The organism is Mesorhizobium sp. M0676 (genome assembly GCF_040320535.1).
GTDB lineage: Bacteria > Pseudomonadota > Alphaproteobacteria > Rhizobiales > Rhizobiaceae > Mesorhizobium.
Map to the genome: position 1 here is coordinate 54,235 of NZ_JAMYPU010000010.1, position 25,037 is coordinate 79,271.

Sequence of the window (25,037 nt, forward strand, 5' to 3'; positions counted from 1 at the left end):
TTATGGAATCATTCCACTCCAACTCGGGGGAGAGCGGGATGGACAAACCAGCCATGGCATCCGTGTTCAGGATGCGGCAAGCGCCAGCCACTGTTTCCGGCGTTCGCAGCGTCGGCCAAGGCCAGGCCGATCCGGTCATCGGCAGAAGGCCGCTCGGCGAGGCGATCCGCTTCGTCATCGACGCCCATCCCCATTACGACATCAGCGGCGTTTCGATCGCCTATGGCGACGGCTCGGCCCCGCGCCTCGGCAGCCGGGAGGTCAAGGCGCTGTGGGCCGAATATGGCCGCCGCTGGATGGAAGAGTAGCGCAGGCCATCGGCCGACGCCTATCGCTTGCATCCCCGTCCGGATCGTAACAGCGGCTCATGCGTTGAGCGTGAGCCAAATGGGAGCAACAGCCATGAACGTCGCCAATCTGCAACTCGAAGGCCTGCTGATGGCCGTCGCCTCGATCAATCAGGTGCTGGTGCGCAAGGGCCTGCTCACGGTCGAGGATATCGACATCGCGCTGCGCAAGGCCGAGGCCATCGAAACCGGCGAGGAGCGGTCCGACGGCATGTCGGAGTCCAACCGCGACGCCGTCAACTTTCCGATCCGACTGCTGGAACTGGCCAATCAATGCCAGCCGGAGGCGGACATGCCGTCCTTCTCGAAACTGGCCCGCATGGTCGGCCAGATGAAGGAACCCTACAACGACCAGATGTGAGGCGGTCTGCCGACGCGGGCCTCACCCTCGGCCGAGTTTCGAGGCCAGCACGCTGCCCGGTCCATGCACGGCGGCGAACAACAAGCCGGCGGCGAACGGGAAATGGGACATGAAGGCGCCGAACTCGGCCTGGTTGCCGGTCCAGTGCGACGGACCGTGGAAGGCAAAGCCGAGGAAGACCACGTAGACGGCGGCGACCAGGGCGGCCGGTGTGAAGAATGCTCCGGTCAGGAGGGCGATCACCAGCAGCGTTTCGAGGATCGCGGCGCACCAGGCCAGAAACAGCGGGAACGGGAAGCCGGCGGCGGCGATGTAGCCGGCGGTCATGTTCATATCCATGAACTTGAACGCTGCTCCCATCGCGAACATGGCGGCCAGGGTCAGGCGGGCGATGAGAATGGCCGCGGTCTGCCACGGCGATTGAACGGCTTCCATGATGTGCTCCAAAGGTTTGCAACGGGTTTCATCCCAAGGACGGGCGCGACGCCGCCGATCCGACATCGTCCCGCAAAATTCTTTCCCGGCGAAGCAGAACTTCTGAAAAGGCCGCAGCCGTGAGAGAGAGACAGGCCGACCACGCAATCGCACCGTAGGCGCCCGAAGCGTGCGCGCGGGCTTGCCCCGACTTGTCCCGCCAGCTATCTCTCGGGAGGGGCCTTTGTGAGGGAGCCTGCGAATGGTGTCCGTCCGATATCTGGTCCGCGATGTCGATCTGTCTATCGCGTTTTATACAAGCCATCTGGGCTTCGCGCTGAAGCAGCAATTCGGTCCGGCGATGGCCATCCTGACGCGCGGCGACCTCTCGCTCTGGCTCGCCGGTCCCTTGGCGTCGGCAGCCAGGCCGATGCCGGACGGCCGGACACCCGAGCCGGGCGGATGGAACCGCTTCGTGCTCGAGGTCGAGCAATTGCCGTCAATCGTGACTAAGATGGGCGAGGCCGGCGTGGGGTTCCGCAACCAGATCGTCGAAGGTCCGGGCGGGCGACAGATTCTTTGTGAAGACCCGTCCGGCAACGTGATCGAGCTGTTCGAGCCAAGCTAGACTTCGGCCGTCGCCTCGGATTCGGCGCCGGGCTTTGCCTGGCCTTCCCACTGCCGCTCCGCCTCTGCTTTGCGCTTCGGACAATCCTCGTAGTCATGCTCTCGCGAACCGCAATAGGAGCAGCATTTTGCCGGCGTGTCGGTTCGAAGCATTGTGGCCATGCACAAGAATGCACGAAAATTCATCCGGTTGCAGCAGCGTCCGCGACGTCGCTGCTCGGATGCGTGACCGCCAGCCTGGCGACGCCGCTCAATAGCCGCCGAGGATCGGCAGACTCTCGCCGGTGATGTAGCTTGAACATTGCGGCCAGGAACACATAGGCCGGCGCGATCTCCTCCGCTGGGCCGGGCGCTTCACCGGGGTCTTGGCGCCGAACTGCGACACATCCGCCGCCTGCTTGTCGGACTTGAGACCAGCAGAAGGGTTGGCGGCAGACATTGCGCGCCGCGCGTATTCGTCCGGCCTATATCAAAGTTAAATGCGGATGCTGGGCGTGAGGTGGTAGGTGATCGCGATGGGGGGACTCTCAACGCGATCGAGGTGTCCCATGGACGTTCGAAATCTGATTGCCAAACTGTCGGCCGCGGTACTGCATCGCCGCGCCGCGTCTTCGCCGATACTGTTCAGGCCGATCCGCAACTCGCTCGCCGACATCCCGTTGAAGCCGGCGCCGCGCCCGCCTTATCGTCCGCATCGGCCGATCTGGCCGGCAAGCAACATGTAGCTCGCCGGGCTGCAACCAGTTTGTGATTTCCTCGTTTATGGCGATCCTGTTTTCAAGGAGGCAAGTGATGCGATCAATCCGGGCGAGACGCGAATGGTTTGGATGGTGAGCGCATGAGCCGTTTTCTGCCCCTTACGATCAGATTCGTGGACGGAAGCGCGATGACGGTGTCGTCGGTCGCCGACGCCAGGAGGGCGCTCGGCGGAACATGGAAGAACAAGCAGGCGGCGGCTTACAAGGCGGCCGACAGGCTGGTGGATGACGCGTTGAACGGCATTTGCCGCCCGGACATCGCCTTTGCCGCTTTCCAGAATGCCGCCGCCCAACAGGGCTTGCTGAAGCCGACGAAGCCAAGTGCCGCCCTTGCCATGCTCGACGAATTGGCGTCGCTGGATGGGCATCGTTGAAGACCGGCTGACGGGTTGCGGGGTGTCATGCGAACGCCGGATAGCCTATCTCGGCTCGCGGTTCATGCTGAGATAAGTCGGGTCGAACTCGGCGATTTCCACCAGTTGCTGCCAGTCCAGAATGGTCACCATGTAATTCGCCCAGCCGATCACACCGATCTTGCGCAGCGCACCGATGACCCGGTTCATGTGGACGACCGAAAGCCCAAGCACATCGGCCAGTTCCGCCTGCGACAGAGGAAGCCGGAAACTCATGCCGTTGGTCTGCTTGACCACCTGGAGCCGGACGAACAGCTCGCACACAAGATGCGCCAGATGCGACGTCTTGGACCGCCGGCCCATGGCCACGATCCATTCCCGATGGATGGCGCCATCGACGAGCGTGTCCAGCCACAGCAAGCGGCTCAGATGAGGCGCCTGTTCGGTGATCGTCCTTAGCCGACTGTGGTCGGCGGCGATCACCCGGCATGGCGACAATGCGATGATGCCATGGTCCATGGTCTTGAGCAGAAAGGCGTGCAGATCGACAAAATCGCCGGGCACCTGCAACGAGGTGAACTGGCGGCCGCCATCCTCCAGCACCTTGTAGCGCGCCGCCAGACCCTCGATGATGAGCGTGCTGTAGCCTGGCCTCGATCCCTCGGAAACGATGTCCTGACCGGTGGCAAAATCCATCTCGATGGTCATGGCGGCGGCCAGCAGCCCCTTTTCCTGCTCGGACAAAGCGTCATGCTGGCCAAGGTTGAGATAAAGCGGTTCTAGCATCGAGGATCCAGTTCGAGATTTCGTGGACATTCGTGGCCTAGCCAAACGCCGGAGATCGGGTGCGGTTGCAATCGGCCGGCACGGCGACGGCTCCTGGCAGGAAATCTGCTCAGGACACAGTCGCATGGAACCATGGGTGCGGGTTGGGATTTAATCCATGTCGCTCAAAAATGGCCCCGATTTTGAGACAACGACATGCATAAAAACACAGACCTGAAGCGCGTCGCCTGCGTCCTTTCAACCGCGATGCGCCTTAGCGTTCTCACGCAGGGATCCTTGCACACATGGAACGGTTCTACTTCGACTTGTACAACGCCGAGACCCAGATTGACGAAGAGGGGCAGCTTTTTCCCAGCCGGGAGCGCGCGGGAGCCGAAGCGCTGCGCATATTGCACGATGTGGCGCGCGACGAGATACCGGAGGGCGACCACCGGCGGATCACCGTCAAGATGCTGAACGAGAACAGGGAGCAGATATTCGAAGCGTCGCTGACCATGGCGTCGCTGTGGAGTTGAACTCGTCGACCCTGTCGAGGACTGTATGGAACCTCTTGCCCTCCCCTCTGTTTCCTAAGGAGGGGCCAGCGGCAGAAGCTGCCCGGCTGATTGACTGGAGGCATCTATGTCCTTGCAAAAGCTTCATCCCGAGCAGGTCGACGACACACGCAGGCTTGCCTATTCGACCTTTGCCCCGGCGCTGCTCGGTTCGCTCACCAAGCGTCTGGCGCGGTGTCAGGGCGTCAAGGAGCTGGGCGCCCTGGAAAAGTCGCTCATCCGGCTGATCGAAGACTCCGATGTCGATGGGCCGCAAGCCGAGGCGATGAAAGAGTTCGCAATCGAGCTGGTGGTGTCGACGATATCGGAAGCCCGCGCTCACCCCGACACCAAGAGCGATGTCGAAGCCGTTGGCGAGCGCCGCGCCGAAGGCCGCTCCGAGAACCCGCAGACGCTCGAGGAGCAGTTGCAATCAGGGCTCGAAGATAGTTTTCCGGCCAGCGATCCGCCCGCCGTCGTCTCGACCGCCATTTCCGGCGCCTCGAAGGACCTTGTCGGTACAGATGAGGTGTTGCGCCGCAAGAAGGAGGCGGCGCAGCGAAAGCAGGAAAAGGCCGACGCCGGTTAGCCGGACAAGTCGCGCGAGCCCGAGGCGATGAGAAGCCGTCAGCCGAAGCGCTTTTCCGGCGACTGTCCGCTGGATGGTGACTGTTCGCCGGCCCGCGCGACGATCGCCTCGAGCGGCTCCGGCCGGTGCAGCAGAAAACCCTGGCCATAGGCCACGCCCATGCCGCGCAAAATGTCGAGCGCTTCCTGCTGTTCGATCTTTTCGGCCACCACCGCGCAGCCGAGACTTTTGGCGATGCCCGCTATGGCCGAGACGATCTCGCGGTCGAAACGGCTTTCCGCGATATTCTCGATGAACGAGCCGTCGATCTTGATCTGATCGACCGGAAAGCGCCGCAAATATTCGAACGAGCTCATGCCGGCGCCGAAATCGTCCAGGCTGACGCGGCATTGCCGCTCGCGCGCCTTGCGCACGAACTGCTCGGCGGCGTCGAAATTGGTTACGGCCGCGGTCTCGGTGATCTCGAAGCCGATGCCGGAATGCGGCGCCCCGGTCTCGGCGATGACGGCGTCGACGAAATCCCATAGCAGCGGATCGCTCAGCGTCTGCGCCGACAGGTTGAAGCCGAGCAAGATGGCGCCTGAGCGCATCGCCGCGCCATGCTGCGAAAGCGCTGTCCTGATGATCCAGCGGTCCAGCCGCGAGGCAATGCCGAAGCGCTCGGCGACCGGAATGAATTCGTTGGGCGGGATCAGCTTGCCATTGCGCCCGGCAAGCCGCGCCAGCACCTCGACATGGCGGCTCTCCTGCCAGGGCTGGCCGAGCAGATGGATTTCCTGGCCGAACAGTTTCAGCCGCCCGTCATCCATGGCGTCGACCGTGTCGGCGGCGACACGCGCCGCGTTGAGGCCGCCGGAGCCCGACGCCGCATCGGCCGAAAACACCGCGAAGCGATTGCGCCCGGCCGCCTTGGCCGCATAGCAGGCGTCGTCGGCGCAGGCCAACGCATCGGCAACCGTGGTGGTGGTGTCCTCGACGAAGGCGATGCCGATGCTGGCCGCGAGTTTTCGCGAGGTCGCCGGCAGTCCGAGGTCGGCGTCACGGACCGCCGCAAGGATGGCGCCAGCCAGCGCCTCGGCCTCGGCAGGCTTGCAATTCGGCACCAGCAGCGCGAACTCGTCGCCGCCGAGGCGCGCGGCGCGCGCCCTTGACGGCAGGCAACCCAATATGCCGGCGGCGACGCCCTTCAGCGCCAGGTCGCCGGCGGCGTGGCCGGCAAAGTCGTTGAGCGCCTTGAAGTAGTCGAGATCGACGTAAAACACCGCCAGCGGCAAAGCCCGCTCGGTGGCGATGTGCACGGCCAGCAGCCGGTCGAAGGCGGCACGGTTCAAGAGGCCCGTCAGCGCATCGTGGTGCGCGGCGTAGGCGAGTTCGCGTTCGCGCTTCTTGTCCTCGCTGATGTCGCGCACGGTGCCGAGAATCTGGCCGGCAGAGTCAGGGGCAGCGATGAAGCGCACCAGCGATTCGACATGACGGATTTCGCCATCTCGCCGGATGAGGCGGTATTGCGAGGCAACGACTTCATCGGTCGCAAGCGGCGACAGATGGGCGCGCTCGGTGGTGTCCTTGTCGTCGGGGTGCAGATAGGAGTGCCAGAGGTCGGCCGCCACCTCGTCGGTGTCGGCGACGAGGCCGAAGATCTCCCTGGTGCGCGCGTCCCAATAGCTCTTGTTGGCGTCGATATCGTGATGCCAGATGCCGGTGCCGCTGGCCGCCAAAGCCAGGCGAAAGCGCACATTGACACGCTCCAGTTCAGCTTCGGCCTCTTTCTGCCGGCTGATGTCGGTCTGGACGCCCATCAGCCTGACCGGCTTGCCTGTCTCGTCGCGCTCGACTGTGCCGCCGCGGTCCAGCACCCATATCCAGTGACCGTCCTTGTGCTTGAGGCGCAGCTCGGTCTCGATCGATGCGGTCTGGCCGGCAATGTGGCGCTCGCCGCTGGCCAGCGCCCGCTCGCGGTCGTCGGGATGCGTCAGCTTCAGCCAGAGATCGCTGGTGTCGGCAAGCTCGCCATCCTCATAGCCGAGCATGTGCGACCAGGTCGGCGAATAGAAGCAGTCGCCGCTCAAAATATCCCAGTCCCATACGCCGAGATGAGCGCATTCGAGCGCCAGCGCCCAGAACTCACCGTTGCGTTTTTTCTCTTCAGCCATGCCCTGGTTTCGTCCACCCCATCTCCGCCATTATGCACGAAAGCAGACAAGAAACCGTTACCGGATGCGTGCCCGTACGGGGCGCAAAGCCTGCAATCAGATCGTATCCTGCCGTGTTGCGCCATCAAGCGATCGGGGTTCCTCATGCCATGGGCGCCCTGATTGGAGCCGCCCGGCCCGGCCCGGGTTCGACGATCCTTATCGCGCGGCGGCGCGCATTGTCCTCAAGCAGGCCGCGCAGTTCCTCGCGGCCGCGCGCGATGCGCGACATCAGCGTGCCGGCCGGCACGCCGAGCATCTCGGCGGCCTCGGCATAGGAGAAGCCCTCGATGGCGACCAAGGTCAGCGCAGCACGGCGGTCCGGGCTGATCGCCTGCAGCGCGTCGATGATCTCGCGCGCGGCGACGTTCTCCAGCTGGTCGGCGGGCGAGGCCTGCACCTCGCCGGCCTCCAGCGGCAGTATCGAGGCCTCGCCTCGCCGGTTCACCTTGCGCATCTGGTCAATGAACAGATGATGCATGATCGTGAACAGCCATTTTCGCGGGCTCTCTCCCGTCTGCCAGTTGTCCAGCCGCAGCAGCGCCCGCTCCAGGCAGTCCTGGACGAGATCGTCGGCGGAATCGCGGTCGCGCAGCAGCGAGCGCGCATAGCGGCGCAGGCGCGGGATTTCGTCGAGAATGGCTCTCTGCTTTTCGTCCATGACCTTTTGTCTTCGTTTCGGCATGCCGTTGCCGCAAAACCGCTGCGCCCCCGGGTGAGGACAGCTTTGGCTGATCTGAAAAATTCCTCTGTTCATGCCTGTCGTCGGCTCCAAAAACGCTGGGCACTTTTGGGCTAGCGCGGCGTGGCGTCGATGGCGACCCGGTCGGGATAGAAGGCGCCGTGGGCGCGAATCTCGGCCATCTCGTCGAAGGGCTGCTCATAGGCCCACATCGCGTCGTTACCGGTTTCGCCCGCCGGCAGCACGTTCCAGTAGCTGGAGTCGCCCTTGTAGGGGCACAGCGTCGACCGCTCCGTCTTCCTGAGCTTCCGGAAGTCGATGTCCTCGAACGGGATGTAGAAGGAGAAGGGATGGGGCGGCTCGGTCACCATTTTGGCTTTTGCCGAGGAAGCGATGATGGTGCCGTTTGCAAACACGACGACACGCCCGTTGAAGGGCTCGACGGTGATCACCTTGCCCGGATTGCGCCTGAAGCCGGGGGACGGGTTCGCATGCTGATCCATGACTGCTCTCCTTGTCCGCTGGTGGTTCGATGCCGGTCGACGGCGTCAGCTCTCACTGGTCACTGATGGGCCGGCGACAGCGGTCACACGCGACAGCTTCTGGCGCTTTTCGAGCTGTGGCTTTTCATAGGTCTTCTTCATCGTTCTTCCTTTTCTGACGTCTGGCAGCCGGTCCGCGCGGCTGCCGGCCGTGGATCATGGCTCCAAGGGACAACAGGCGCATCTCCCGTCCGGCCGATGCGCCGCCGAAGGAAATCCGGGCCAGCGTGGCAAGAACGATTCGCATGTGTTTCGCCGCGATCCGACGGCGGTGGATTTATCTCAGCCGGGACGGCCATGCTTGGGCCGGGCGGAACACGGTTTTGGCGAATGCGGCCCTGTCAGCACGACCGCAAGGCTTGGACAGGCGCGAACAGCTACCGGCGCGGCTATGGCGATGGCTGCTTGGCGCCGGTGCACGCCGCGAAATATCGATAATAAAGGACGACAGGTGAGACTCTACAAAATCAAGATGATTTGCCAGATATTTTCGCCTTTTCGGCACGAGAAGCAAAATAAATTTTCGACAGACGAACTTTCACTTCGGAAAAATGTCCATTTCGTCTCTGTTAACCAAATATTAACCAAAATTATCCGATACCTACCGAAGTTATTCGCTGTCGTAATCCGAATCTAAGTTGTAATAATCATTGCACAGTTCGCTTCTGACATTACTGTATCGTTGATGTCTTGCGAAGCATGCAACGGAGGAGCTGTAGGAGTGAAATCCGGGTCAAGACTGTGTTGCGAGGAACGGTCTGCCCGACGGAGGAAACACGCATGAGATTGCTGAAATATGCGCTGCTGGCGGGAGCGTCGCTGCTTCCCATCCTGCCCGCGATCGCCGCGACCGCGACGGGCAGCATGAATGTCCGCATCACGATTACCGACGAATGCAAGGTGCAGACGGCGAGCGATCTCGATTTCGGCCCGCACGGTGTCATTGATGCGAATGTCGACCAGACCAGCACCATCAACGTGCAATGCACGACCGGCAAGTCCTACAATGTTGGTCTGAGCGCCGGAGCGGGCGCGGGCGCAACGGTTGCTGTTCGCAAGATGACCGGGCCGGCGTCGGCGACGATCGACTACACCATCTACAGGGAAAGCACCCGGACGCAGCTTTGGGGCACCACGATCCCCACCGACACGGTCGGCGGAACCGGCAACGGCGCCATTCAGCCGCTGACGGTCTACGGGCGTGTTCCACCGCAGACGACACCGGCGGCGGGCCTCTACACCGACACCGTTGCGATCACCATAACGTACTGACAATCGATACCAACACGAGGACGATCATGCGATCCATGCTTTCATGCATCGGAGCCACGGCTGTTCTGTTGCTGTGCGCCGGTCTCTCACAAGCCGCTTCGCTCAGGGTGGCGCCGACAGGTCTCGAGCTGATCTCGCCCGACGCCTCGGCGGTTCTCAACCTCAGCAACGATGACCCCAAGCGGCCGATCAATGTGCAGATACGCGTCTTCGCCTGGAGCCAGTCTGGCGGGATCGAGACGCTGACGCCGACTACGGACGTCGTCGCCAGCCCGCCATCGACCAAACTCGGACCCAATGCCCAATACGTGGTTCGCGTCGTGCGCGTCAGCAAGGCGCCGGTGCGGGCCGAGGAAAGCTACCGCGTCATCGTCGACGAGTTACCCGACCCGTCGCGCAAGAAGGCCGGTACGGTCGCGCTCGCGCTGCGCTATTCGGTGCCGGTGTTTTTCCGCGACGCCGATGCGGCCGCGCCGGCAGTCGCCTGGAGTGTTTCGCGCAAGGGCGGCAGTCTTGTGCTGACAGCCAGCAATACCGGTGAAAGTCGTCTCCGCTTGTCCAACCTATCCCTGACCCAGAACGGCAAAAAGCTCGGCAACCGAAACGGGCTCGTCGGTTATGTCCTGGGCGGCGCGACCATGCAGTGGCCGATCGGCAGCGGCAAATCACTGTCAGCGGGCTCCGTGCTTTTGAAGGCACAGAGCGATCTTGGACCCTTCGATGCCAACGTTGCCGTCAAGGGCAAGTAGGATCGCGCTAGTCGTCGCGCTCGCGATTTTCACACCTTTCTCGGCGGTGAACGCGCAAGAATTGCCGGCCGTGACGAACCCTGAAGACCCTGGCCAGCAAGCCGGCCGCAGCCTTTATCTAGAGGTGTTCATCAACGACGTCTCGACCAAACTGATCGGCAGCTTCACCCAGATGCCGGATGGCGGCCTGGCATCGACGCCGCAAGAGCTGAAGGAGCTCGGGCTGAAGCCGCCGCAGGGCGCTGTCGACACCGACGGCCTGGTCAGGCTCGACCAGCTGGCGGATGTGTCGTTTCAGATCGACGAAGCGGCGCAGCGCCTCTACGTCACCGCCGCCAATGACAGCCGCGAGGCGCGTATGGTCGATCTCGGCTTGCGCTTGCAGGACCGGCCGGCGCCGCAATCGGGCTTGGGCGCGGTTCTCAACTATTCGCTGTTTGCCAGCTCCAACACATTGTTCGACAAGGACGTCGAGCTGTTCCAAGGCGTTTCCGGCGGCTTCGATGCGCGCGTGTTCAGCCCCTATGGCACGCTCAGCCAGTCGTTCATCGCCGGCTATTCCGATGGCAAGCTGGGCGGCTTTACGCGGCTCAACACGACCTGGAGCTATTCCGACCCCGACCGGCTGATGACCTACCGCGCCGGCGACTTCGTCTCCGGCGGCTTGTCGTGGACGCGGCCGGTCTATCTCGGCGGCGTCCAGGCGCAACGCAACTTCCACCTGCGATCGGACCTGGTGACGCTGCCGCTGCCGTCCTTCGGCGGCACGGCGGCGGTGCCGTCGACGCTCGAGGTCTATACGCAAAACGTGCGTACCTATTCCGGCGACATCCAGCCCGGGCCATTCCAGGTCACCAATTTGCCGGTGTTCACCGGCGCCGGACAGGCCCAGGTGGTGCTGCGCGACAGCCTGGGGCGCGAGACCACCGCCACCTTGCCGTTCTATGCCTCCAGCATGATGCTGCGTCAGGGGCTGCTCGATTTTTCCGTCGAGGCGGGCATGGCGCGGCGCAATTTCGGCATCTCTTCCGACGACTATGATGGCCGCGTCATGGGCGTCGCCAGCGCGCGCTACGGCGTGACCGACCGGCTGACATTGGAAGCCCATGCCGAGGGCGGCGCCGAGCTGATCAATGGCGGCATAGGTGCTGCCTTCCCGCTCGGGCCTTATGGCGCGGCGTCGGTGGCGGTGGCCGGCAGCCATCATGAGGGGCGCACCGGCTCGCTGGTCGATGCCAGTGTCGAATTCGGTTATGATGGCTGGGCGGTCAATGCCCGCATGCAGCGGGCGTTCGGCGGCTATGATGACATCGCTTCGGTGACGGCACAGCCGGTCATACTCGATCCCGATGATTTCACCCGTTTCAGCGCCGGTGTGCCGCGGGCGGTCGACCAGGTGACGCTCAGCGTGCCGATGCCGATCGATTTCTCCAGCCTCAACTTCTCCTATACCCACCTCAAGGATGCCGAAGGCGAGACCAGCCAGATCGTCGGCCTCTCCTATAGTCAGGCGATCTTCAAGCGCAGCACGCTCTATGCCACGGCCTTCGCCGATCTCGACGACGGCGACAGTTATGGCATCTTTGCGGGGATTTCGATCCCGTTCAATAACGACGTCATGGCGTCGACGGGTGTCGAGCATGGGCCTGACGGCCTCAATATCGTGGCCGACCTCGCCAAATCGGAGCGGGCCGAGGACGGCAGCATCGGCTGGCGGCTGCGCACCTCGGAGGGCGAGGTCCCCAATCGTTCGGCAGCGGTCAGCTACCGCGCGCCGTTTGCGCGTTTCGAGGCCGGCGCCCAGCAATTCGACAAGGACTTTCGCGTGACCGGCCAGATGGACGGCGCCATTGCGGTCGCAGGCGGCGGGGTGTTTGCCACCAACCGCATCGACGATGCCTTTGCCGTCGTCGATGTCGGCACGCCTGATGTCGAGGTGTTGCATCAGAACCGGCCGGTAGGCAGGACCGACAGCAAAGGCCGCATCCTGGTCACCGGGCTCAACTCCTATGAGCTGAACACGGTGTCGATCGACCCGAAAAACCTGCCGGTGGACGCGGATGTCCCGGCCACCAAGGAGACCGTCGTCCCAGCCGACCGCAACGGCGTCGTGCTGAAGTTCGGCGTGTCCGAGGCGGCACAGGCCGCGCTGGTGACGCTGGTCGACTCGAGCGGAACGCCGCTCGAGGCCGGACTGTCGGGACGCGTCGATGGCGGCACTGAAGACTTTGTCGTCGGCTATGATGGGCAGGCCTACATCAAGGGCCTCGGCAAGCAGAATTCCGTGCAGGTCGAGCGCGCTGACGGCGGTTCATGCCGGGCAGAGTTTCCCTTCGAGGCGGCGCGCGGCCGGCAAGTGGTGATCGGGAACGTGGTGTGCCAATGAGAGCTGGAGGAAAAATGCTGCGCGCCGTAATCATCGCCCTGCTGCTGGTGCTGCTCCCGTCGCTCGCCCGGGCGCAGAGCTGCAGTTACACCGTCACCAGTTTGAATTTCGGCATCATCGACACGCTGTCGGGCACCGCGGCGACATCGACAGCCACCTTCACCGCGACTTGCAGCGGCAGTTTGCCATTGCTGCTGCCCGTCCTGGTGTGTCCGCATATTGCCGCCGGCACCGGCGGTGCAACCTCGGCGGCGGCCCGGCAGATGGCGAGCGGCGTCAACAGCCTCAACTATCAACTCTATTCGGACCCCGCAATGAGCGTTGTCTGGGGCACCTATAACTGGGCCTATGCCTCGCGCCCGCCACCGCTGCTGCTGAGCCCCAATCTCTTCGGCAACTCAATCGACACCCTGACGCTCTATGGCCGGGTTCCCGGCGGCCAGGCGACCGTTCCGCCGGGCACTTATCTGTCGACATTTTCGGGCGGGCAACTCGAGTTCCGCTCCCGGACAACCCTGTTGAGCAGCAGCTGCAACACCGGCGCGGGCAACTTGGGCACCAGTCCGACCTTCACCATCAACGCCACGGTCGCGGCAAACTGCCTGGTCGCCACCCAGAACATCGATTTCGGCTCCAAGGGCGTGCTCGACGCCAATGCCGATGCCACCGGCCAGGTCTCGGTCACCTGCACGCCGTCGACCGCCTATACGGTTTCCCTGAATGGCGGCACGACAGGCGGCACGCCGACCAATCGCAAAATGTCGAAGGGCGGCGAGCGGGTCACCTACGGCCTCTACAAGGACGCCGCGCGCTCGCAGCCCTGGGGTGACGCCGGAACGCCGGGAAGCACGGTGGCCGGCACCGGAACCGGCTTGGCGCAACCGCTCATCGTCTACGGCCGCGTGCCGCCGCAGACGACGCCCTCGGCCGGCGTCTACACCGACACGGTGGTGGTGACCATCACCTATTGATCGCGGCCCGCCTCGCCGTTGGCCGGCGCCAGCCAGCGCGCGTAAATCTCGCCGACGATGCCGCGGCGAAAGACCAGCACGCAGATCATGAAGATCAGGCCGGTGGCGATGGTCACGGGGAAGCCTGAGGTGGCGAGGGTGTTTTCCAGGCCGACGACGAGGCCGGCGCCGACGACAGGACCGACCATGGTGCCGATGCCGCCGAGCAGCGTCATCAGGATCACCTCGCCTGACATCTGCCAGGTGACGTCGGTCAGCGTCGCGAACTGGAAGACGATCGCCTTGGTGGCGCCGGCAAGCCCGGCAAGGGCTGCCGACATGACGAAGGCGGCGAGCTTGTAGCGGCCGACCGAATAGCCCAGCGAGATGGCGCGGTTCTCGTTCTCGCGGATCGAACGCAGGATCATGCCGAACGGCGAGTTGACGATGCGCCAGCCGGCGAAGACGCCGATGAGGAAGACGGCAAGCACGACGAAATACATGTTGAGCGTGACGTTGAGGTCGACGATGCCGAACAGATGCCCGCGCGGCACGCCCTGTATGCCGTCCTCGCCTTCGGTGAACGGCGCCTGGACGCAGAAGAAATAAAACATCTGCGCCAGCGCCAGCGTGATCATCGAGAAATAGATGCCTTGCCGGCGGATGGCGAGGAAGCCCATGACCAGGCCGAGCACGGCCGCTCCGGCGGTGCCGAGCAGGATGCCGGCCTCGGGCGGCCAGCCCCATGCCTTGACGGCGTAGGCGCAGAAATAGGCGGCGGCGCCGTAGAAGGTGGCGTGGCCGAACGACAACAGCCCGGTGTAGCCGAGCAGCAGGTTGAAGGCGCAGGCAAACAGCGCGAAGCACAGCATCTTCATCAGGAAGATCGGATAGACGAAGAAGGGCGCGGCTATCAGCGCCAGTATGGCCAATGCCAGCAATACCCGCTCCAGCCGCACGGAGGCGGCGGTGCGCTGTTGGTGAAGGGTTGCCTCGCTCATCTCAGGCGTCCCTTCCGAACAGGCCGGCGGGGCGCAGGAGCAGCACGACCGCCATGATGACGAAGACGACGAGGTTCGACGCCTCGGGATAGAACACCTTGGTCAGGCCCTCGGCGAGGCCGAGCATATAGCCGGTGACGATGGCCCCGAGGATCGAACCCATGCCGCCGACCACGACGACGGCAAAGACGACGATGATGATATCGGAGCCCATCAGCGGACTGACCTGGTAGACGGGCGCGGCGAGAATACCGGCAAGGCCGGCGAGCGCCGCGCCGAGCCCATAGGTGAGCGTCAGCAGCAGCGGCACGTTGACGCCGAAGGCCTGCACCAGCTCCGGATTCTCGGTCGCGGCGCGCAGATAGGAGCCGAGCCTGGTCTTTTCGATCAGGAGCCAGGTGCCGATGCAGATAATGAGCGAGGCCACCACCACCCAGCCGCGATAGTTGGGCAGGAACATGAAGCCGAGATTGGTGCCGCCGGCAAGCTGCGCCGGAACGGCATATGGGTTGCCTGACACACCGTAGTAGAAACGGAACACGCCTTCGATGACCAGCGCCAGTCCGAAGGTGAACAGCAGCCCGTAGAGCGGATCCAGGCGGTAGAGCCGCGACAGCGCCACGCGCTCGACCGCCATGCCGAAGACGCCGACGATGAGCGGCACCAGGAGCAGCGCCGGCCAGTAGCCGATGCCGAGATGGACGAGCAGCAGGTAACCGATGAAGGCGCCGAGCATATAGAGTGCGCCATGGGCGAAATTGATGATCCGCAGCAGGCCGAAGATGACGGCCAGGCCGAGGCTCAGCATGGCGTAGAAGGAGCCGTTGATCAGCCCGACCAGCATCTGGCCGAGCAAGGCCTGGACGGGGATGCCGAAGATCATGGTCATGGCGTCACCGATGGTGTTGCAAGGGGGATGCGTCTGTGCGGCACGTACCCCCACCCGGACCTTCGGTCCGACCTCCCCACAAGGGGGAGGTAGGGCGGTGGCCCTCCACCCTCCCCCTTATGGGGAGGGTCGCTGCGCAGCAGCGGGGTGGGGGTACTGCCGTGGGCTGTCGTCATCATACCCCCAACACCTCGTGCAGCTGTTGCGTGTGAGCGGCAAGCTCGCTTACGGCAAAACCCTCCACCACCTTGCCGTGCTCCATCAGGTAGAAGCGGTCGGCGATGCGGGCGGCGAAGCGGAAATTCTGCTCGACGAGCAGGATGGTCATGCCGCGCTTTTTCAAGGTCGCCAGCAGTTCGCCGATGCGCTGGACGATGACCGGCGCCAGGCCCTCGGTCGGCTCGTCGAGCAGCAGCATCTGCACGCCCGTCCGCAGGATGCGGGCGATGGCCAGCATCTGCTGTTCGCCGCCGGAGAGTTTGGTGCCGGGGCTGTTGCGGCGCTCCTTGAGGTTGGGAAAGAGATCGAAGATCTCGTCGACGCTCATGCCGCCCTTGGCCACCACCGGCGGCAGGATCAGGTTCTCGTCGACGGTGAGCGTGGCGAAGATGCCGCGTTCCTCCGGCACGAAGCCGATGCCGCGATGGGCAACACGATGCAGCGGCAGGCGCATCAGGTCGCTGCCATCGAAGGCGACGCTGCCGCTGCGCTTGCGGACCAGCCCCATGATGGCGCGCAGCGTTGTGGTCTTGCCGACGCCGTTGCGGCCGAGCAGCGTCACGGTCTCACCGCGAAAAACGTCGAGGTTGACGCCATGCAGCGCATGGCCCTCGCCATACCAGGCATGGAGATCGCGCACGGCAAGCAGCGGCTCACTCATGCTCGGTCCCCCTGCTCGGTCCCCATGTAGGCGACCCTGACGCGCTCATCGTTGCTCACCGTCGCGTAGTCGCCGGCGGCGAGCACCTGGCCGCGCTGCATGACGGTGATCCAGTCGCAGAGGTCGGCGACGACGGTGAGATTGTGCTCGACCATCAGCACGGCGCGGTCCGTTGCCAGCGAGCGGATGATGCCGGAAATGACGCCGACATCCTCGTGCCCCATGCCGGCCATCGGCTCGTCGAGCAGCAGCACTTTCGGGTCGAGCGCCAGCGTGGTGGCGATCTCGAGCACGCGCTTTCGGCCATAGGAGAGATCGCCGGCCGGACGATGCGCGACATCGTCGAGACCGACGACGGCAAGCAGTTCGCGCGCCCGTGGAGTCAGTTGGTCAAGCGCGGCCAGCGAGCGCCAGAACTGGAAGCCGAGCCCGCTCGGCCGCTGCAAGGCGACGCGGACATTGTCGAGCACGCTCAGATGCGGAAAGATCGCCGATATCTGGAACGAGCGGACGAGACCCATGCGCGCCACCCTGGCCGGCGCGGTGCGGGTGATGTCGTTGCCCAACAGTTCGATCCTGCCGCTGCTCGGCTGCAGGAACTTGGTCAAGAGGTTGAAGATCGTCGTCTTGCCGGCGCCGTTCGGCCCGATCAGTGCATGGATCTGGCCGTGATGGACGTCGAGGTCGACATTGTTGACGGCGACGAAACCGGCAAAATCGCGCCGCAGGCCGCGGGCGGAGAGCACCACCCGCGGCTTGATTTCGGCACCGTCCGGCTGGACGGCCACGGCTTGCGCCAGCGTCACTTGGTGACGAGCGGGCAGCCGCTGTCTTCAGCCTTGATGAAGGCCTTGTCGCCCGGAATGGTCGCAAGGTAGGTGTAGTAGTCCCAGTCCTTCTTCGACTCCTCGGGCTTTTTGACCTGATAGAGATACATGTCGTGCACCATCGAGCCGTCGGCCTGTACCTTGCCGTTGGCGTTGATGATGTCGTCGACGGGCATTTCATGGAGTTGCTTGGCGACCGCCTCGGTCTCGTCGGTGCCGGCCTTGTCGATGGCCTTGAGATATTGCAGCACCGCCGAATAGGTGCCGGCCTGGATCATGTTGGGCATGCGGTTGGTGCGCTTGAAGAAGCGCCCGGCGAAGTCGCGGCTCTTGTCGTCGCGGTCCCAGTAAAACCCTTCGGTGAGCACCACGCCCTGCGCCGCCTGCAGTCCGAGGCCGTGCACCTCGGCAAGCGTGAACAGAAGTGCTGCCAGCCGCTGGCCGCCGGCGACGATGCCGAACTCGGCCGCCTGCTTGATGGTATTGGAGGTGTCGAGGCCGGCATTGGCAAGGCCGATAACCTTGGCGCCGGAGGACTGCGCCTGCAGCAGGAAGGAGGAATAATCCGTCGATCCCAAGGGGTAACGCACCTCGCCCAGCACTTTGCCGCCGCTTGCCTCAACAACCTTTGAGGTCTGCTCCTTCAGCGAATAGCCGAAGGCATAGTCGACGGTGATGAAATACCAGCTGTCGCCGCCCTGCTGCACAAGCGCGCCGCCGGTGCCGACCGCCTGCGAGTGGGTATCGTAAGCCCAGTGGAAACCGTAGGGCGAGCATTGCTTGCCGGTCAGGTCGGCCGATGCCGCTCCGGTAACGATGTCGATCTTCTTCTTTTCCTTGGACAACCCCTGGACGGCGAGCGCCACCGAGGATGTCGTCAGTTCCATGATCGCGTCGACCTGCTCGGTGTCGTACCACTGGCGCGCAATGTTGGAGGCAATGTCGGGCTTGTTCTGGTGATCGGCGTTGACGATCTCGATTGGCGCGCCCTGCACCTTGCCGCCAAAATCCTCGACCGCCATCCTGGCGGCCTCGACCGACCATTTGCCGCCGAAATCGGCATAGACGCCCGACTGGTCGTTGAGGATGCCGATCTTGACCTTGCCGTCGGAAATTTCGCCGGCCGCCGCCGGCATCGCAGTCGCCGCAAGCAGCGCGGCTGAGACGAGATAGGATGCTTTCACAGGTGGTTCCTCCCTTGTGGCCGACGCTGGAAAACGCGGCGGCCTTGCAATGGTTCAACAGCTCCGTCCGGTTCTCGCTGAAATCCGGGCCAGCGCCCGCCACTTCTCCTCTTGGCAACCCCTCCGCCCTGGGTGCGCCGGGAACCGTAGCATCACATTTCGCAAGGGGAGAATGCTATTTTCGTAGCATGGCGTGCTAGCGCGGCCGCTACCAGTCGGGCTCAATTGGAGAGTCTTCGGAAAAGCCGCTCGGGCCAGACAGAGAGAGCGTTGCGGCCGCAGCGTCCAGCAGTGCCCCCGGAAGCCCTTTGAGATGCTCGCTGTCCAGCGGAAGCGCAAGATAGCCCGTGGCAATGCGTGCAGCCGCTTCCGCCTGTTCACGATCTCTCATTGCCTTGACCGCAGACCGATCAGGCCGCGTGGCCAGCCAAGCCTTGTGCAGAGCGAACATTCGAGGGTCGACCGTCGGCATGCTTACGGGATAGCCACGCTCATCGATCGCCACAGCCTCGACCTTTGGAGCGTTGATGAGCCATTGCAGCCCCTCCATGGGTGCGCTGTCGAGATCGTCGGCAAGCTGTGTAATCGAGGTAGTGGCGTTGTCCTTGAGGACATGTCTTGCCTGCGGACGGATCAGGTCGACCAGATAGCCATCACGGTTCGCTGCCCTGAAGGCCCGGGGCTGGAGCGGCTTGAAGGACCTGTCCACTTTACGCAATACGCCTATCAGGCCGGACTGGCTTACCCTCTCGCCGGTCACGAAGCTGATGCGGCGTCGGGAATCGAAGAGCAGGTCGATGTCGCCGGTTGCCGTGAGACCGCTGGTGATCTGGACGCCCGCCAGAGCCTCGTAAGCGAACAGCGCATTCGTGCCGACGACCAGCAACTGCTTGCCCAGCAGGTCTGTTTCGGCGCACCGCCGCAATATCCGTGCGGCGATGGCCGGTACCCTGCCCAACCCCATTGCCACATTGACTTTCGCCAGGCCGTTCAGGCGATCGGCCAGACCTGCCAGCAGATCCTTGTTCTGCACCCTGCCCTCGGAAAACGCAGCGAACGCCTTCTCCGTCTGGCTGCTTTTTGGCCCGAGTGAATTCTCGACCTGCCGGACCTTCCGCAGCAGGTATTCAGCACCGTTGCGCTCAACCCAGCGCATGCTGCCTGCAAAGCGCCTTTGGCGCTGGTGATCAGCATGCTGCCAGGCCTCGTAGACCTGTTGCGTATCTATGAGTTGGCGCCGCTGGTCGCCGGTCAACTCTCTCAGCATCGGTTTCCACTCGTAAGTCAGGATCAAGTCAACATAGTGGAAAACTCTTAATTAACAATATGGTGTTATGTTTTTTCCACTATCGCAGCTATCACCCGAACGACGAGTGGAAAATACATTAAAAACAATAGGTTATGTCCGAGCAAGGGAGGCCAGAACCTCACAAGCGGGTTTTTAGCTGCGCGCACCATGGCAGCCGCTTGCCGTCGCCTCACCGCTTCTGCGGATAGATCGTCTCGCCGCGCTTCAGCATCTCGACAAAAGCCTCGATCTTCTTCCTGCGCCCCGCCTCCGTCTTCATGTTGTGCGTTCGAAACGCCAGCGCGAACCGGTTCTGGGCGGAAAGCTTTGCCAGCATCTCCTTCGCCTTCGGCTCGGCGTCGATGGCGGCCTGCAGATCGTCAGGGATCTTCATGTCCTTGCCTGAGGCATAGGCGCGGTCCCAGCGGCCGTCGGCCTTGGCCGCCTCGACCTGTTTCAGCCCGTGTTCGGTCATGCGGCCCTCCTCGACCAGGCGGGCGACATTGTCGATGTTGATCTTGCTCCAGATGCTCTTCTTGCCGCGCGGCGTGTAGCGCTGCAGAAAGCTCTTGTCGTCGAGCGGCTTGCGTATGGCGTCGATCCAGCCGAAGCACAGCGCCACGTCGATGGCCTGCTTCGGCGTGATCGAGGCGAGGCCCGAGCCGACCTTGTGGACCTTGATCCAGACCTCGCTCTCGCTGGCATGATTTTCGCGCAGCCAGGCGTAAAAACTGTCGGGATCGGGGAATTCATGAACCTTGTCGGGATCGACCTTGAACGGCGCCATCATCACCTCGTTGTTGCCGGGCCGGCTGTATCGGCTGTCGATGCCAGTTTCCGTCAGCGGCGTCGATACCCCCTAGCCTATTGCGAGCCGGCTTGCGCCCAAGCCGGCGCTCATGGCAGTTTCCCGGCTGGTCGAGCCGGGCAAGGCAGACTGCAATTCGGGGGAAATGCCATGCGATCGATGTTACTCGGCCTCATCCTTCTGCTGCCGGCCTCGGCGCTCGCCGAACCCATCGAAACCCAGAAGATCATCACCGCGCTGACCGGCGACTTCAATGGGGACGGCGCCGCCGATCTGGCGATGATCGTCGAGACCGAGCCCGAAGACGATACCATGGACATGCATTTCTTCCTGAGGGACAAAAAGTACAATTTTCTGAAACCCGCCGGCGTCGTGCATGAGCAGGTCTACGGCGAATGGAACGACTACGACCAGCCGCATTATGAGGGCTCCGGCATCGAACCGGAGTTGACCTTGCTGCCCAACGGCTCGATCAAGATCTATCTGCCGGGGCTGATCGGCCCCGGCGAGCGGACCGACATGACGCTGACCATCGCCTGGCGCAACGAGGCCTTCGTCGTCGCCGGCGTTGCCTATGACCATTACAAATACCAGTCCGTTGTCGTCTACAGCAGCTGCGACTACGACGTGCTGACCGGCAAGGGCAAAAGTATGCAGACGCAGGATGATGACAGCAAGGTGAACAGTATCGTGTCTGTCGAAGGCCAGGTCGTGCCCTTCGCGGAGTGGGACACGGGGACGCCTTTTAGGGTATGCGGGGATTGAGGGGGCAGCCAATCTCCCCCCTCGTGGGGGAGATGGCCGGCAGGGGGCCGCTGTCCCGCCAACGCACCGGCCAGTGTCAGCCACGTTTATCCCGCGATTCTTGTCAGAAAATAGATCGAGAGGTCGCGATCCTTCGCGCCCCCCCCTCTGCCCTGCCGGGCATCTCCCCCACTTGGGGGGAGATTGGCTTCACTGCAGATGCGGTTTCTTCAAAAAGCTGTTTCGGTCGGCGGATTTCACTCGCAGCCAAGTCTCACGACCGTCACGCACGACCCTGAGAGGAATCTCCGAACCCGCCGGATTCTGCCATAGCTTGCGGTAGAAATCGGCGAGACCGTCGACCTCGCCATCGCGCACGTCGGAGATGATGTCGCCCTGACGCAGGCCGGCCTTGGCGGCGGGGCCGCCTTCGGCGACGCTCATCACCACGACCGCGCCGTTCGACTCGGCCGAGAAGGCGCCGAGCCATGGGCGTGGCGGCTTCGCCACCTGGCCGCGCGTCAGCAGATCGTCGAGGATCGGGGTCAGAAGGTTGATCGGCACGACCATGTTGATGTCGGCGACCTCGCCGTTGCGGCTCATCTGCAAAAGCAGCGAACCGATGCCGAGCAGGCTGCCATCCTGGCCGATGAGTGCCGCGCCGCCCCAGGACGGGTGCGCCGGGGCAATGAAGATCGCCTCGTCAAGCAGATATTCCCAATAGCCGGCGAATTCCTGCTTGGTGACGATGTGTGCCTTGACCGAGCGGCCGGTTCCGTCGGCAAACACCACGGGGTCGCCGATCTTGGCCTTCGAGGCGTCGCCCAGCGCCACCGCCGGCAGGCCGAGCGGCGCCAGCGCCTGCACCAGGCCGAAGCCTGTCTCCTGGTCATAGGCCAGCGCATGTGCCGGCACGACGCGGCCGTCCTGGTCGGTCAGCCAGACCTCCTCGGCCTCGGTGATGAGATAGCCGATGGTGAGCACCAGCCCGTCGCCGCGGATGATGACGCCGCTGCCTTCCCGGCGCGTGCCCAAGGCATTGGCCGTGAAGGCATCGTCGGGAACCATGGCGCGCACGCCAACGACGGAGCGCAAGAGCGGGGAAACGGGATCGATGGGCATGCTTTCATCCTGGCCGATATGCGTGGGCAGTATCCTCTATAGGTATGCCGCGCTGCACAGGGCGCAAGGGCTTAGGCAACAAGGCAATCATTTCAGAGGCTGGCGCTGCCCCTCATCCGCCTGCCGGCACCTTCTCCCCGTATAGTGACGGGGAGAAGGGAGATGGCCGCAACATCGGCGCTCTTGGCAACGCTGGCAATTGGCGAAATCAGTAGGCGACAGCGTCCTTCTCCCCGTCACTATACGGGGAGAAGTGCCCGGCACGGCGATGAGGGGCGGCGCCGACATCGATAATAGTTCAACACAAGTTGAACCTTTCTGAATTGCACCTATCTCTATCGCTATCTAGCTTCGAGTCGACTTTCCGCATCAGTCTCGCGCCAACAGCGCAAGGTCCGCCAAACCCAAGGAATTCCCCGCATGACCGAATACATCCCGCCGAAAGTCTGGAGTTGGAAGAAAGCCAATGGCGGTACGTTCGCCAGCATCAACCGGCCTATTGCCGGTCCGACGCATGACAAGGTGCTGCCGGTCGGCAAGCATCCGCTGCAGCTCTATTCGCTGGCGACGCCGAATGGGGTCAAAGTGACTGTCATGCTGGAGGAGCTTCTGGCGCTCGGCCACAAGGGCGCCGAATACGACGCCTGGCTGATCCGCATCAACGATGGCGACCAGTTCGGCTCGGGCTTTGTCGAGGTCAACCCCAACTCCAAGATCCCGGCGCTGCTCGACCGCAGCGGCAAGACGCCTGTCCGCGTCTTCGAGTCCGGCTCGATCCTGCTTTATCTCGCGGAAAAGTTCGGCGAGTTCCTGCCGACCGAACAGCCGGCGCGCGCGGAAATCTTGTCCTGGCTGTTCTGGCAGATGGGTTCGGCGCCCTATCTCGGCGGCGGCTTCGGCCATTTCTACGCCTATGCGCCGGAAAAGTTCGAATACGCCATCGACCGCTTCGCCATGGAGACCAAGCGCCAGCTCGACGTGCTCGACCGGCGGCTGGCCGAGACCGAATATCTCGGCGGCGCCTTCTATTCGATCGCCGACATGGCGGTATGGCCCTGGTATGGCGGCCTGGCGCTCGGCCGCATGTACAATGATTCCGCCGAGTTCCTGTCGGTGCAGGACTACGAGCACGTACAACGCTGGGCCAAGGCGATCGACGCCCGCCCGACCGTGCAACGCGGCCGCATGGTCAACCGCGCCTTCGGCGACCCGGCCATGCAACTGCACGAGCGCCACGACGCCAGCGATTTCGAGACGAAGACGCAGGATAAATTGGTGGTGGCGGAGTGACTTTTTTACCCTCCCCCTTGTGGGGAGGGTCGATCCGCAAAGCGGATCGGGGTGGGGGTCGGCGCCAAGCACCCCCACCCGACCTTCGGTCGACCTCCCCACAAGGGGGAGGTAGGGCGCCTAGCTCTTCATCAATTTCGCCAGCCTCGGCACGCCTTCACCCACGGCGCGTTCATCTGCCAGCGTAAAGCTCATCCGCATCGTGTTGCGTCCCGAACCGTCGGCATAAAATGCGTTGCCCGGCACGAAGGCGACGCGGGCTTCCTTGACCGAGCGGGCGAGCAGTGCCGTGGCGTCCGCACCTTCGGGCAACGTCAGCCAGACGAACATGCCGCCTTCCGGTAGGCTCCAGCTGACGCCATCCGGCATTTCGGCCTCAAGTGCTGCAAGCAAGCCGTCGCGGCGCTGGCGATAGGCGCCGATCAGCTCTTCCACCTGGTTGTCGTACACGGCCTCGGAGACGCGGTGCATGACCATCTGGTTGATCGACGGGCTGTGCAGGTCCGACGCCTGCTTCATCAGCACCAGTCGCTCGACGACGCGGCGCGGCGCGCAGACCCAGCCGACGCGCATGCCCGGCGACAGAATCTTTGAGAACGAGCCGCAATAGAGCGTGCGGGCATTTTCGATGCCGCCTGAGCGTTCGCAGTCGAGCGCCAGGATCGGTGGCTGGCCCTCGCCGTCATAGCGCAGCGCGCGATACGCGGCGTCCTCGATGACGGCAATGTCGAGCTCGCCGGCGAGGTCAAGCACCGCCTCGCGTTGCTGGCGGTTCAGCGTCTCGCCGGTCGGGTTGGCGAAATCGGGCACCAGATAGGCGAATTTCACCTTGCCGCCTGCAGCGGCAGCCGCGGCCTGGTAGGCGGCGGGCGTCATGTTGCCGCCATCCGGCGTCAGCCGGTCGTAGCGCGGCTCATAGGCGTTGAAGGCCTGGAGCGCGCCGAGATAGGTCGGCCACGTCACGAGCGCTGTGTCGCCCGGCGACAGGAACAGCTTGCCGAGATAATCCAGCGCCTGCTGCGAGCCGGAGGTGATGAAGATGTTGTGCTCGTCGCAGGCGATGCCAAGCTTGCCCATCTGGCCGGCCAGCCATTTTCTGAGCGGCAGATAGCCTTCGGAGACCTGATACTGAAGTGCTGCGCTCGCCTCCGCGCCGCCCAGCACCGAGGCGTAAGCATCGGCGATCGCCTGCGCCGGAAACAAAGCCGGATCGGGGATGCCGCCGGCAAAGGAGATGATGTCGGGCTGGTCGAGCAGTTTGAGCAGCTCGCGGATTTCCGACGCCTTCATGCGTGAGGCGCGCGACGCCAACAGGTCCATCAAACTCACGAGCCCACCTCCCGGGATACGGCATCTGGTCCAGCATGACCGTTCCGGCCATGCGATTTAGGTCAATCTGACTGACCTATTATCAGGCTCCCTCACCCGCTGGAATAGCCAGACCCTCATTCCGCGTGGCCCAG

General features: G+C 63.5%; 28 protein-coding genes. 13 read left to right on the forward strand and 15 right to left on the reverse strand.

The genetic code is table 11. The features are described from left to right. Window positions 1-38 precede the first annotated feature (38 nt). Together NKI35_RS13255 and NKI35_RS13260 are read left to right on the forward strand one after the other, a co-directional pair. A complete protein-coding gene (locus NKI35_RS13255; protein ID WP_023697755.1) occupies window positions 39-308 on the forward strand; it encodes a hypothetical protein in 270 nt (89 codons plus the stop codon). Window positions 309-402: 94 nt separating this feature from the next. Then, complete coding sequence (locus tag NKI35_RS13260) at window positions 403-708, forward strand: hypothetical protein (protein WP_023671444.1); 306 nt, start codon at window positions 403-405, stop codon at window positions 706-708. Between the two features lie 21 nt (window positions 709-729). On the opposite strand, the gene NKI35_RS13265 is transcribed toward NKI35_RS13260, so the two are convergent. Continuing rightward, window positions 730-1,143, reverse strand: coding sequence for a DoxX family protein (locus tag NKI35_RS13265; RefSeq protein ID WP_023685949.1), 414 nt, complete (start codon window positions 1,141-1,143; stop codon window positions 730-732). 241 nt (window positions 1,144-1,384) lie between these two features. Between NKI35_RS13265 and NKI35_RS13270 the strand changes: the two genes are divergently transcribed. Then, window positions 1,385-1,750, forward strand: a complete 366-nt coding sequence (locus tag NKI35_RS13270; RefSeq protein WP_023753167.1) for a VOC family protein — start codon at window positions 1,385-1,387, stop codon at window positions 1,748-1,750. On the opposite strand, the gene NKI35_RS13275 is transcribed toward NKI35_RS13270, so the two are convergent. Further along, complete coding sequence (locus tag NKI35_RS13275; protein ID WP_023685945.1) at window positions 1,747-1,911, reverse strand: hypothetical protein; 165 nt, start codon at window positions 1,909-1,911, stop codon at window positions 1,747-1,749. The two genes, NKI35_RS13270 and NKI35_RS13275, sit on opposite strands and share 4 nt — an antisense overlap. 386 nt (window positions 1,912-2,297) lie before the next feature. Between NKI35_RS13275 and NKI35_RS13285 the strand changes: the two genes are divergently transcribed. Together NKI35_RS13285 and NKI35_RS13290 are read left to right on the forward strand one after the other, a co-directional pair. Further along, entirely contained in the window at window positions 2,298-2,474 is a 177-nt protein-coding gene (locus NKI35_RS13285) for a hypothetical protein (protein WP_023671438.1), read from the forward strand. Between the two features lie 113 nt (window positions 2,475-2,587). After that, on the forward strand, window positions 2,588-2,881 hold the full coding sequence (locus tag NKI35_RS13290) for a DUF982 domain-containing protein (protein WP_023671437.1): 294 nt from the start codon (window positions 2,588-2,590) through the stop codon (window positions 2,879-2,881). 45 nt (window positions 2,882-2,926) lie between these two features. Here NKI35_RS13290 and NKI35_RS13295 read toward each other — a convergent pair whose 3' ends face one another. Continuing rightward, complete coding sequence (locus NKI35_RS13295) at window positions 2,927-3,646, reverse strand: Crp/Fnr family transcriptional regulator (protein ID WP_023671436.1); 720 nt, start codon at window positions 3,644-3,646, stop codon at window positions 2,927-2,929. A 284-nt stretch (window positions 3,647-3,930) separates the two neighbouring features. Between NKI35_RS13295 and NKI35_RS13300 the strand changes: the two genes are divergently transcribed. Together NKI35_RS13300 and NKI35_RS13305 are read left to right on the forward strand one after the other, a co-directional pair. Then, a complete protein-coding gene (locus NKI35_RS13300; protein ID WP_023671435.1) occupies window positions 3,931-4,161 on the forward strand; it encodes a DUF6894 family protein in 231 nt (76 codons plus the stop codon). Window positions 4,162-4,267: 106 nt separating this feature from the next. After that, window positions 4,268-4,768 carry a hypothetical protein gene (locus NKI35_RS13305; protein ID WP_023689858.1) on the forward strand — a complete coding sequence of 167 codons (501 nt, stop codon included), beginning with the start codon at window positions 4,268-4,270 and terminating at the stop codon, window positions 4,766-4,768. Window positions 4,769-4,806: 38 nt separating this feature from the next. Here NKI35_RS13305 and NKI35_RS13310 read toward each other — a convergent pair whose 3' ends face one another. The 3 genes from NKI35_RS13310 to NKI35_RS13320 form a co-directional block, all read right to left on the reverse strand. Continuing rightward, on the reverse strand, window positions 4,807-6,921 hold the full coding sequence (locus tag NKI35_RS13310; protein ID WP_352740331.1) for an EAL domain-containing protein: 2,115 nt from the start codon (window positions 6,919-6,921) through the stop codon (window positions 4,807-4,809). A 142-nt stretch (window positions 6,922-7,063) separates the two neighbouring features. Beyond that, a complete protein-coding gene (locus tag NKI35_RS13315) occupies window positions 7,064-7,621 on the reverse strand; it encodes a sigma-70 family RNA polymerase sigma factor (protein ID WP_352740333.1) in 558 nt (185 codons plus the stop codon). A gap of 134 nt (window positions 7,622-7,755) precedes the next feature. Then, window positions 7,756-8,145: a DUF427 domain-containing protein gene (locus NKI35_RS13320; protein WP_023697761.1), complete on the reverse strand. Its 390-nt coding sequence runs from the start codon at window positions 8,143-8,145 to the stop codon at window positions 7,756-7,758. Between the two features lie 819 nt (window positions 8,146-8,964). Between NKI35_RS13320 and NKI35_RS13325 the strand changes: the two genes are divergently transcribed. The 4 genes from NKI35_RS13325 to NKI35_RS13340 are packed head-to-tail and all read left to right on the forward strand — an operon-like array spanning window position 8,965 to window position 13,562. After that, the gene (locus tag NKI35_RS13325; RefSeq protein ID WP_023819044.1) at window positions 8,965-9,456 is read left to right on the forward strand and encodes a Csu type fimbrial protein; all 492 of its coding nucleotides are present in this window, start codon (window positions 8,965-8,967) and stop codon (window positions 9,454-9,456) included. A 26-nt stretch (window positions 9,457-9,482) separates the two neighbouring features. After that, the gene (locus NKI35_RS13330) at window positions 9,483-10,205 is read left to right on the forward strand and encodes a fimbrial biogenesis chaperone (RefSeq protein ID WP_352625861.1); all 723 of its coding nucleotides are present in this window, start codon (window positions 9,483-9,485) and stop codon (window positions 10,203-10,205) included. Next, window positions 10,177-12,591 carry a fimbria/pilus outer membrane usher protein gene (locus NKI35_RS13335; protein ID WP_352740336.1) on the forward strand — a complete coding sequence of 805 codons (2,415 nt, stop codon included), beginning with the start codon at window positions 10,177-10,179 and terminating at the stop codon, window positions 12,589-12,591. The genes NKI35_RS13330 and NKI35_RS13335 overlap by 29 nt, the downstream gene beginning before the upstream one ends. A 14-nt stretch (window positions 12,592-12,605) precedes the next feature. After that, the gene (locus NKI35_RS13340; RefSeq protein ID WP_352740337.1) at window positions 12,606-13,562 is read left to right on the forward strand and encodes a Csu type fimbrial protein; all 957 of its coding nucleotides are present in this window, start codon (window positions 12,606-12,608) and stop codon (window positions 13,560-13,562) included. On the opposite strand, the gene NKI35_RS13345 is transcribed toward NKI35_RS13340, so the two are convergent. From NKI35_RS13345 to NKI35_RS13375, 7 genes are all read right to left on the reverse strand, one after another. Further along, window positions 13,556-14,542, reverse strand: a complete 987-nt coding sequence (locus NKI35_RS13345; RefSeq protein ID WP_352740339.1) for a branched-chain amino acid ABC transporter permease — start codon at window positions 14,540-14,542, stop codon at window positions 13,556-13,558. The genes NKI35_RS13340 and NKI35_RS13345 overlap by 7 nt on opposite strands. A 1-nt stretch (window position 14,543) precedes the next feature. Next, window positions 14,544-15,431 (reverse strand): branched-chain amino acid ABC transporter permease, encoded by an 888-nt coding sequence (locus NKI35_RS13350; RefSeq protein ID WP_023671423.1) that lies wholly within the window; start codon window positions 15,429-15,431, stop codon window positions 14,544-14,546. Window positions 15,432-15,606: 175 nt separating this feature from the next. Beyond that, complete coding sequence (locus tag NKI35_RS13355; protein ID WP_023671422.1) at window positions 15,607-16,311, reverse strand: ABC transporter ATP-binding protein; 705 nt, start codon at window positions 16,309-16,311, stop codon at window positions 15,607-15,609. Beyond that, on the reverse strand, window positions 16,308-17,099 hold the full coding sequence (locus tag NKI35_RS13360) for an ABC transporter ATP-binding protein (RefSeq protein ID WP_352460554.1): 792 nt from the start codon (window positions 17,097-17,099) through the stop codon (window positions 16,308-16,310). Before NKI35_RS13360 ends, NKI35_RS13355 begins: the two co-directional genes overlap by 4 nt. A gap of 14 nt (window positions 17,100-17,113) precedes the next feature. Next, window positions 17,114-18,322, reverse strand: coding sequence for an ABC transporter substrate-binding protein (locus tag NKI35_RS13365; protein WP_023689847.1), 1,209 nt, complete (start codon window positions 18,320-18,322; stop codon window positions 17,114-17,116). Between the two features lie 208 nt (window positions 18,323-18,530). Continuing rightward, entirely contained in the window at window positions 18,531-19,616 is a 1,086-nt protein-coding gene (locus NKI35_RS13370; RefSeq protein WP_352740341.1) for a GSU2403 family nucleotidyltransferase fold protein, read from the reverse strand. Between the two features lie 184 nt (window positions 19,617-19,800). Continuing rightward, window positions 19,801-20,397 (reverse strand): YdeI/OmpD-associated family protein, encoded by a 597-nt coding sequence (locus tag NKI35_RS13375; protein WP_352740343.1) that lies wholly within the window; start codon window positions 20,395-20,397, stop codon window positions 19,801-19,803. 171 nt (window positions 20,398-20,568) lie between these two features. Here NKI35_RS13375 and NKI35_RS13380 point away from each other — a divergent pair, with 171 nt between their 5' ends. After that, window positions 20,569-21,183 carry a hypothetical protein gene (locus NKI35_RS13380; RefSeq protein WP_023715162.1) on the forward strand — a complete coding sequence of 205 codons (615 nt, stop codon included), beginning with the start codon at window positions 20,569-20,571 and terminating at the stop codon, window positions 21,181-21,183. A 189-nt stretch (window positions 21,184-21,372) separates the two neighbouring features. Here the strand turns inward: NKI35_RS13380 and NKI35_RS13385 are convergent, their stop codons facing one another. Then, window positions 21,373-22,284: a S1C family serine protease gene (locus tag NKI35_RS13385; RefSeq protein ID WP_023832787.1), complete on the reverse strand. Its 912-nt coding sequence runs from the start codon at window positions 22,282-22,284 to the stop codon at window positions 21,373-21,375. Between the two features lie 420 nt (window positions 22,285-22,704). Between NKI35_RS13385 and yghU the strand changes: the two genes are divergently transcribed. Continuing rightward, entirely contained in the window at window positions 22,705-23,574 is an 870-nt protein-coding gene (yghU, locus tag NKI35_RS13390) for a glutathione-dependent disulfide-bond oxidoreductase (protein WP_352740345.1), read from the forward strand. Window positions 23,575-23,694: 120 nt separating this feature from the next. Here the strand turns inward: yghU and NKI35_RS13395 are convergent, their stop codons facing one another. Beyond that, window positions 23,695-24,894 (reverse strand): aminotransferase-like domain-containing protein, encoded by a 1,200-nt coding sequence (locus NKI35_RS13395; protein WP_352740456.1) that lies wholly within the window; start codon window positions 24,892-24,894, stop codon window positions 23,695-23,697. Between the last annotated feature and the right edge of the window lie 143 nt (window positions 24,895-25,037).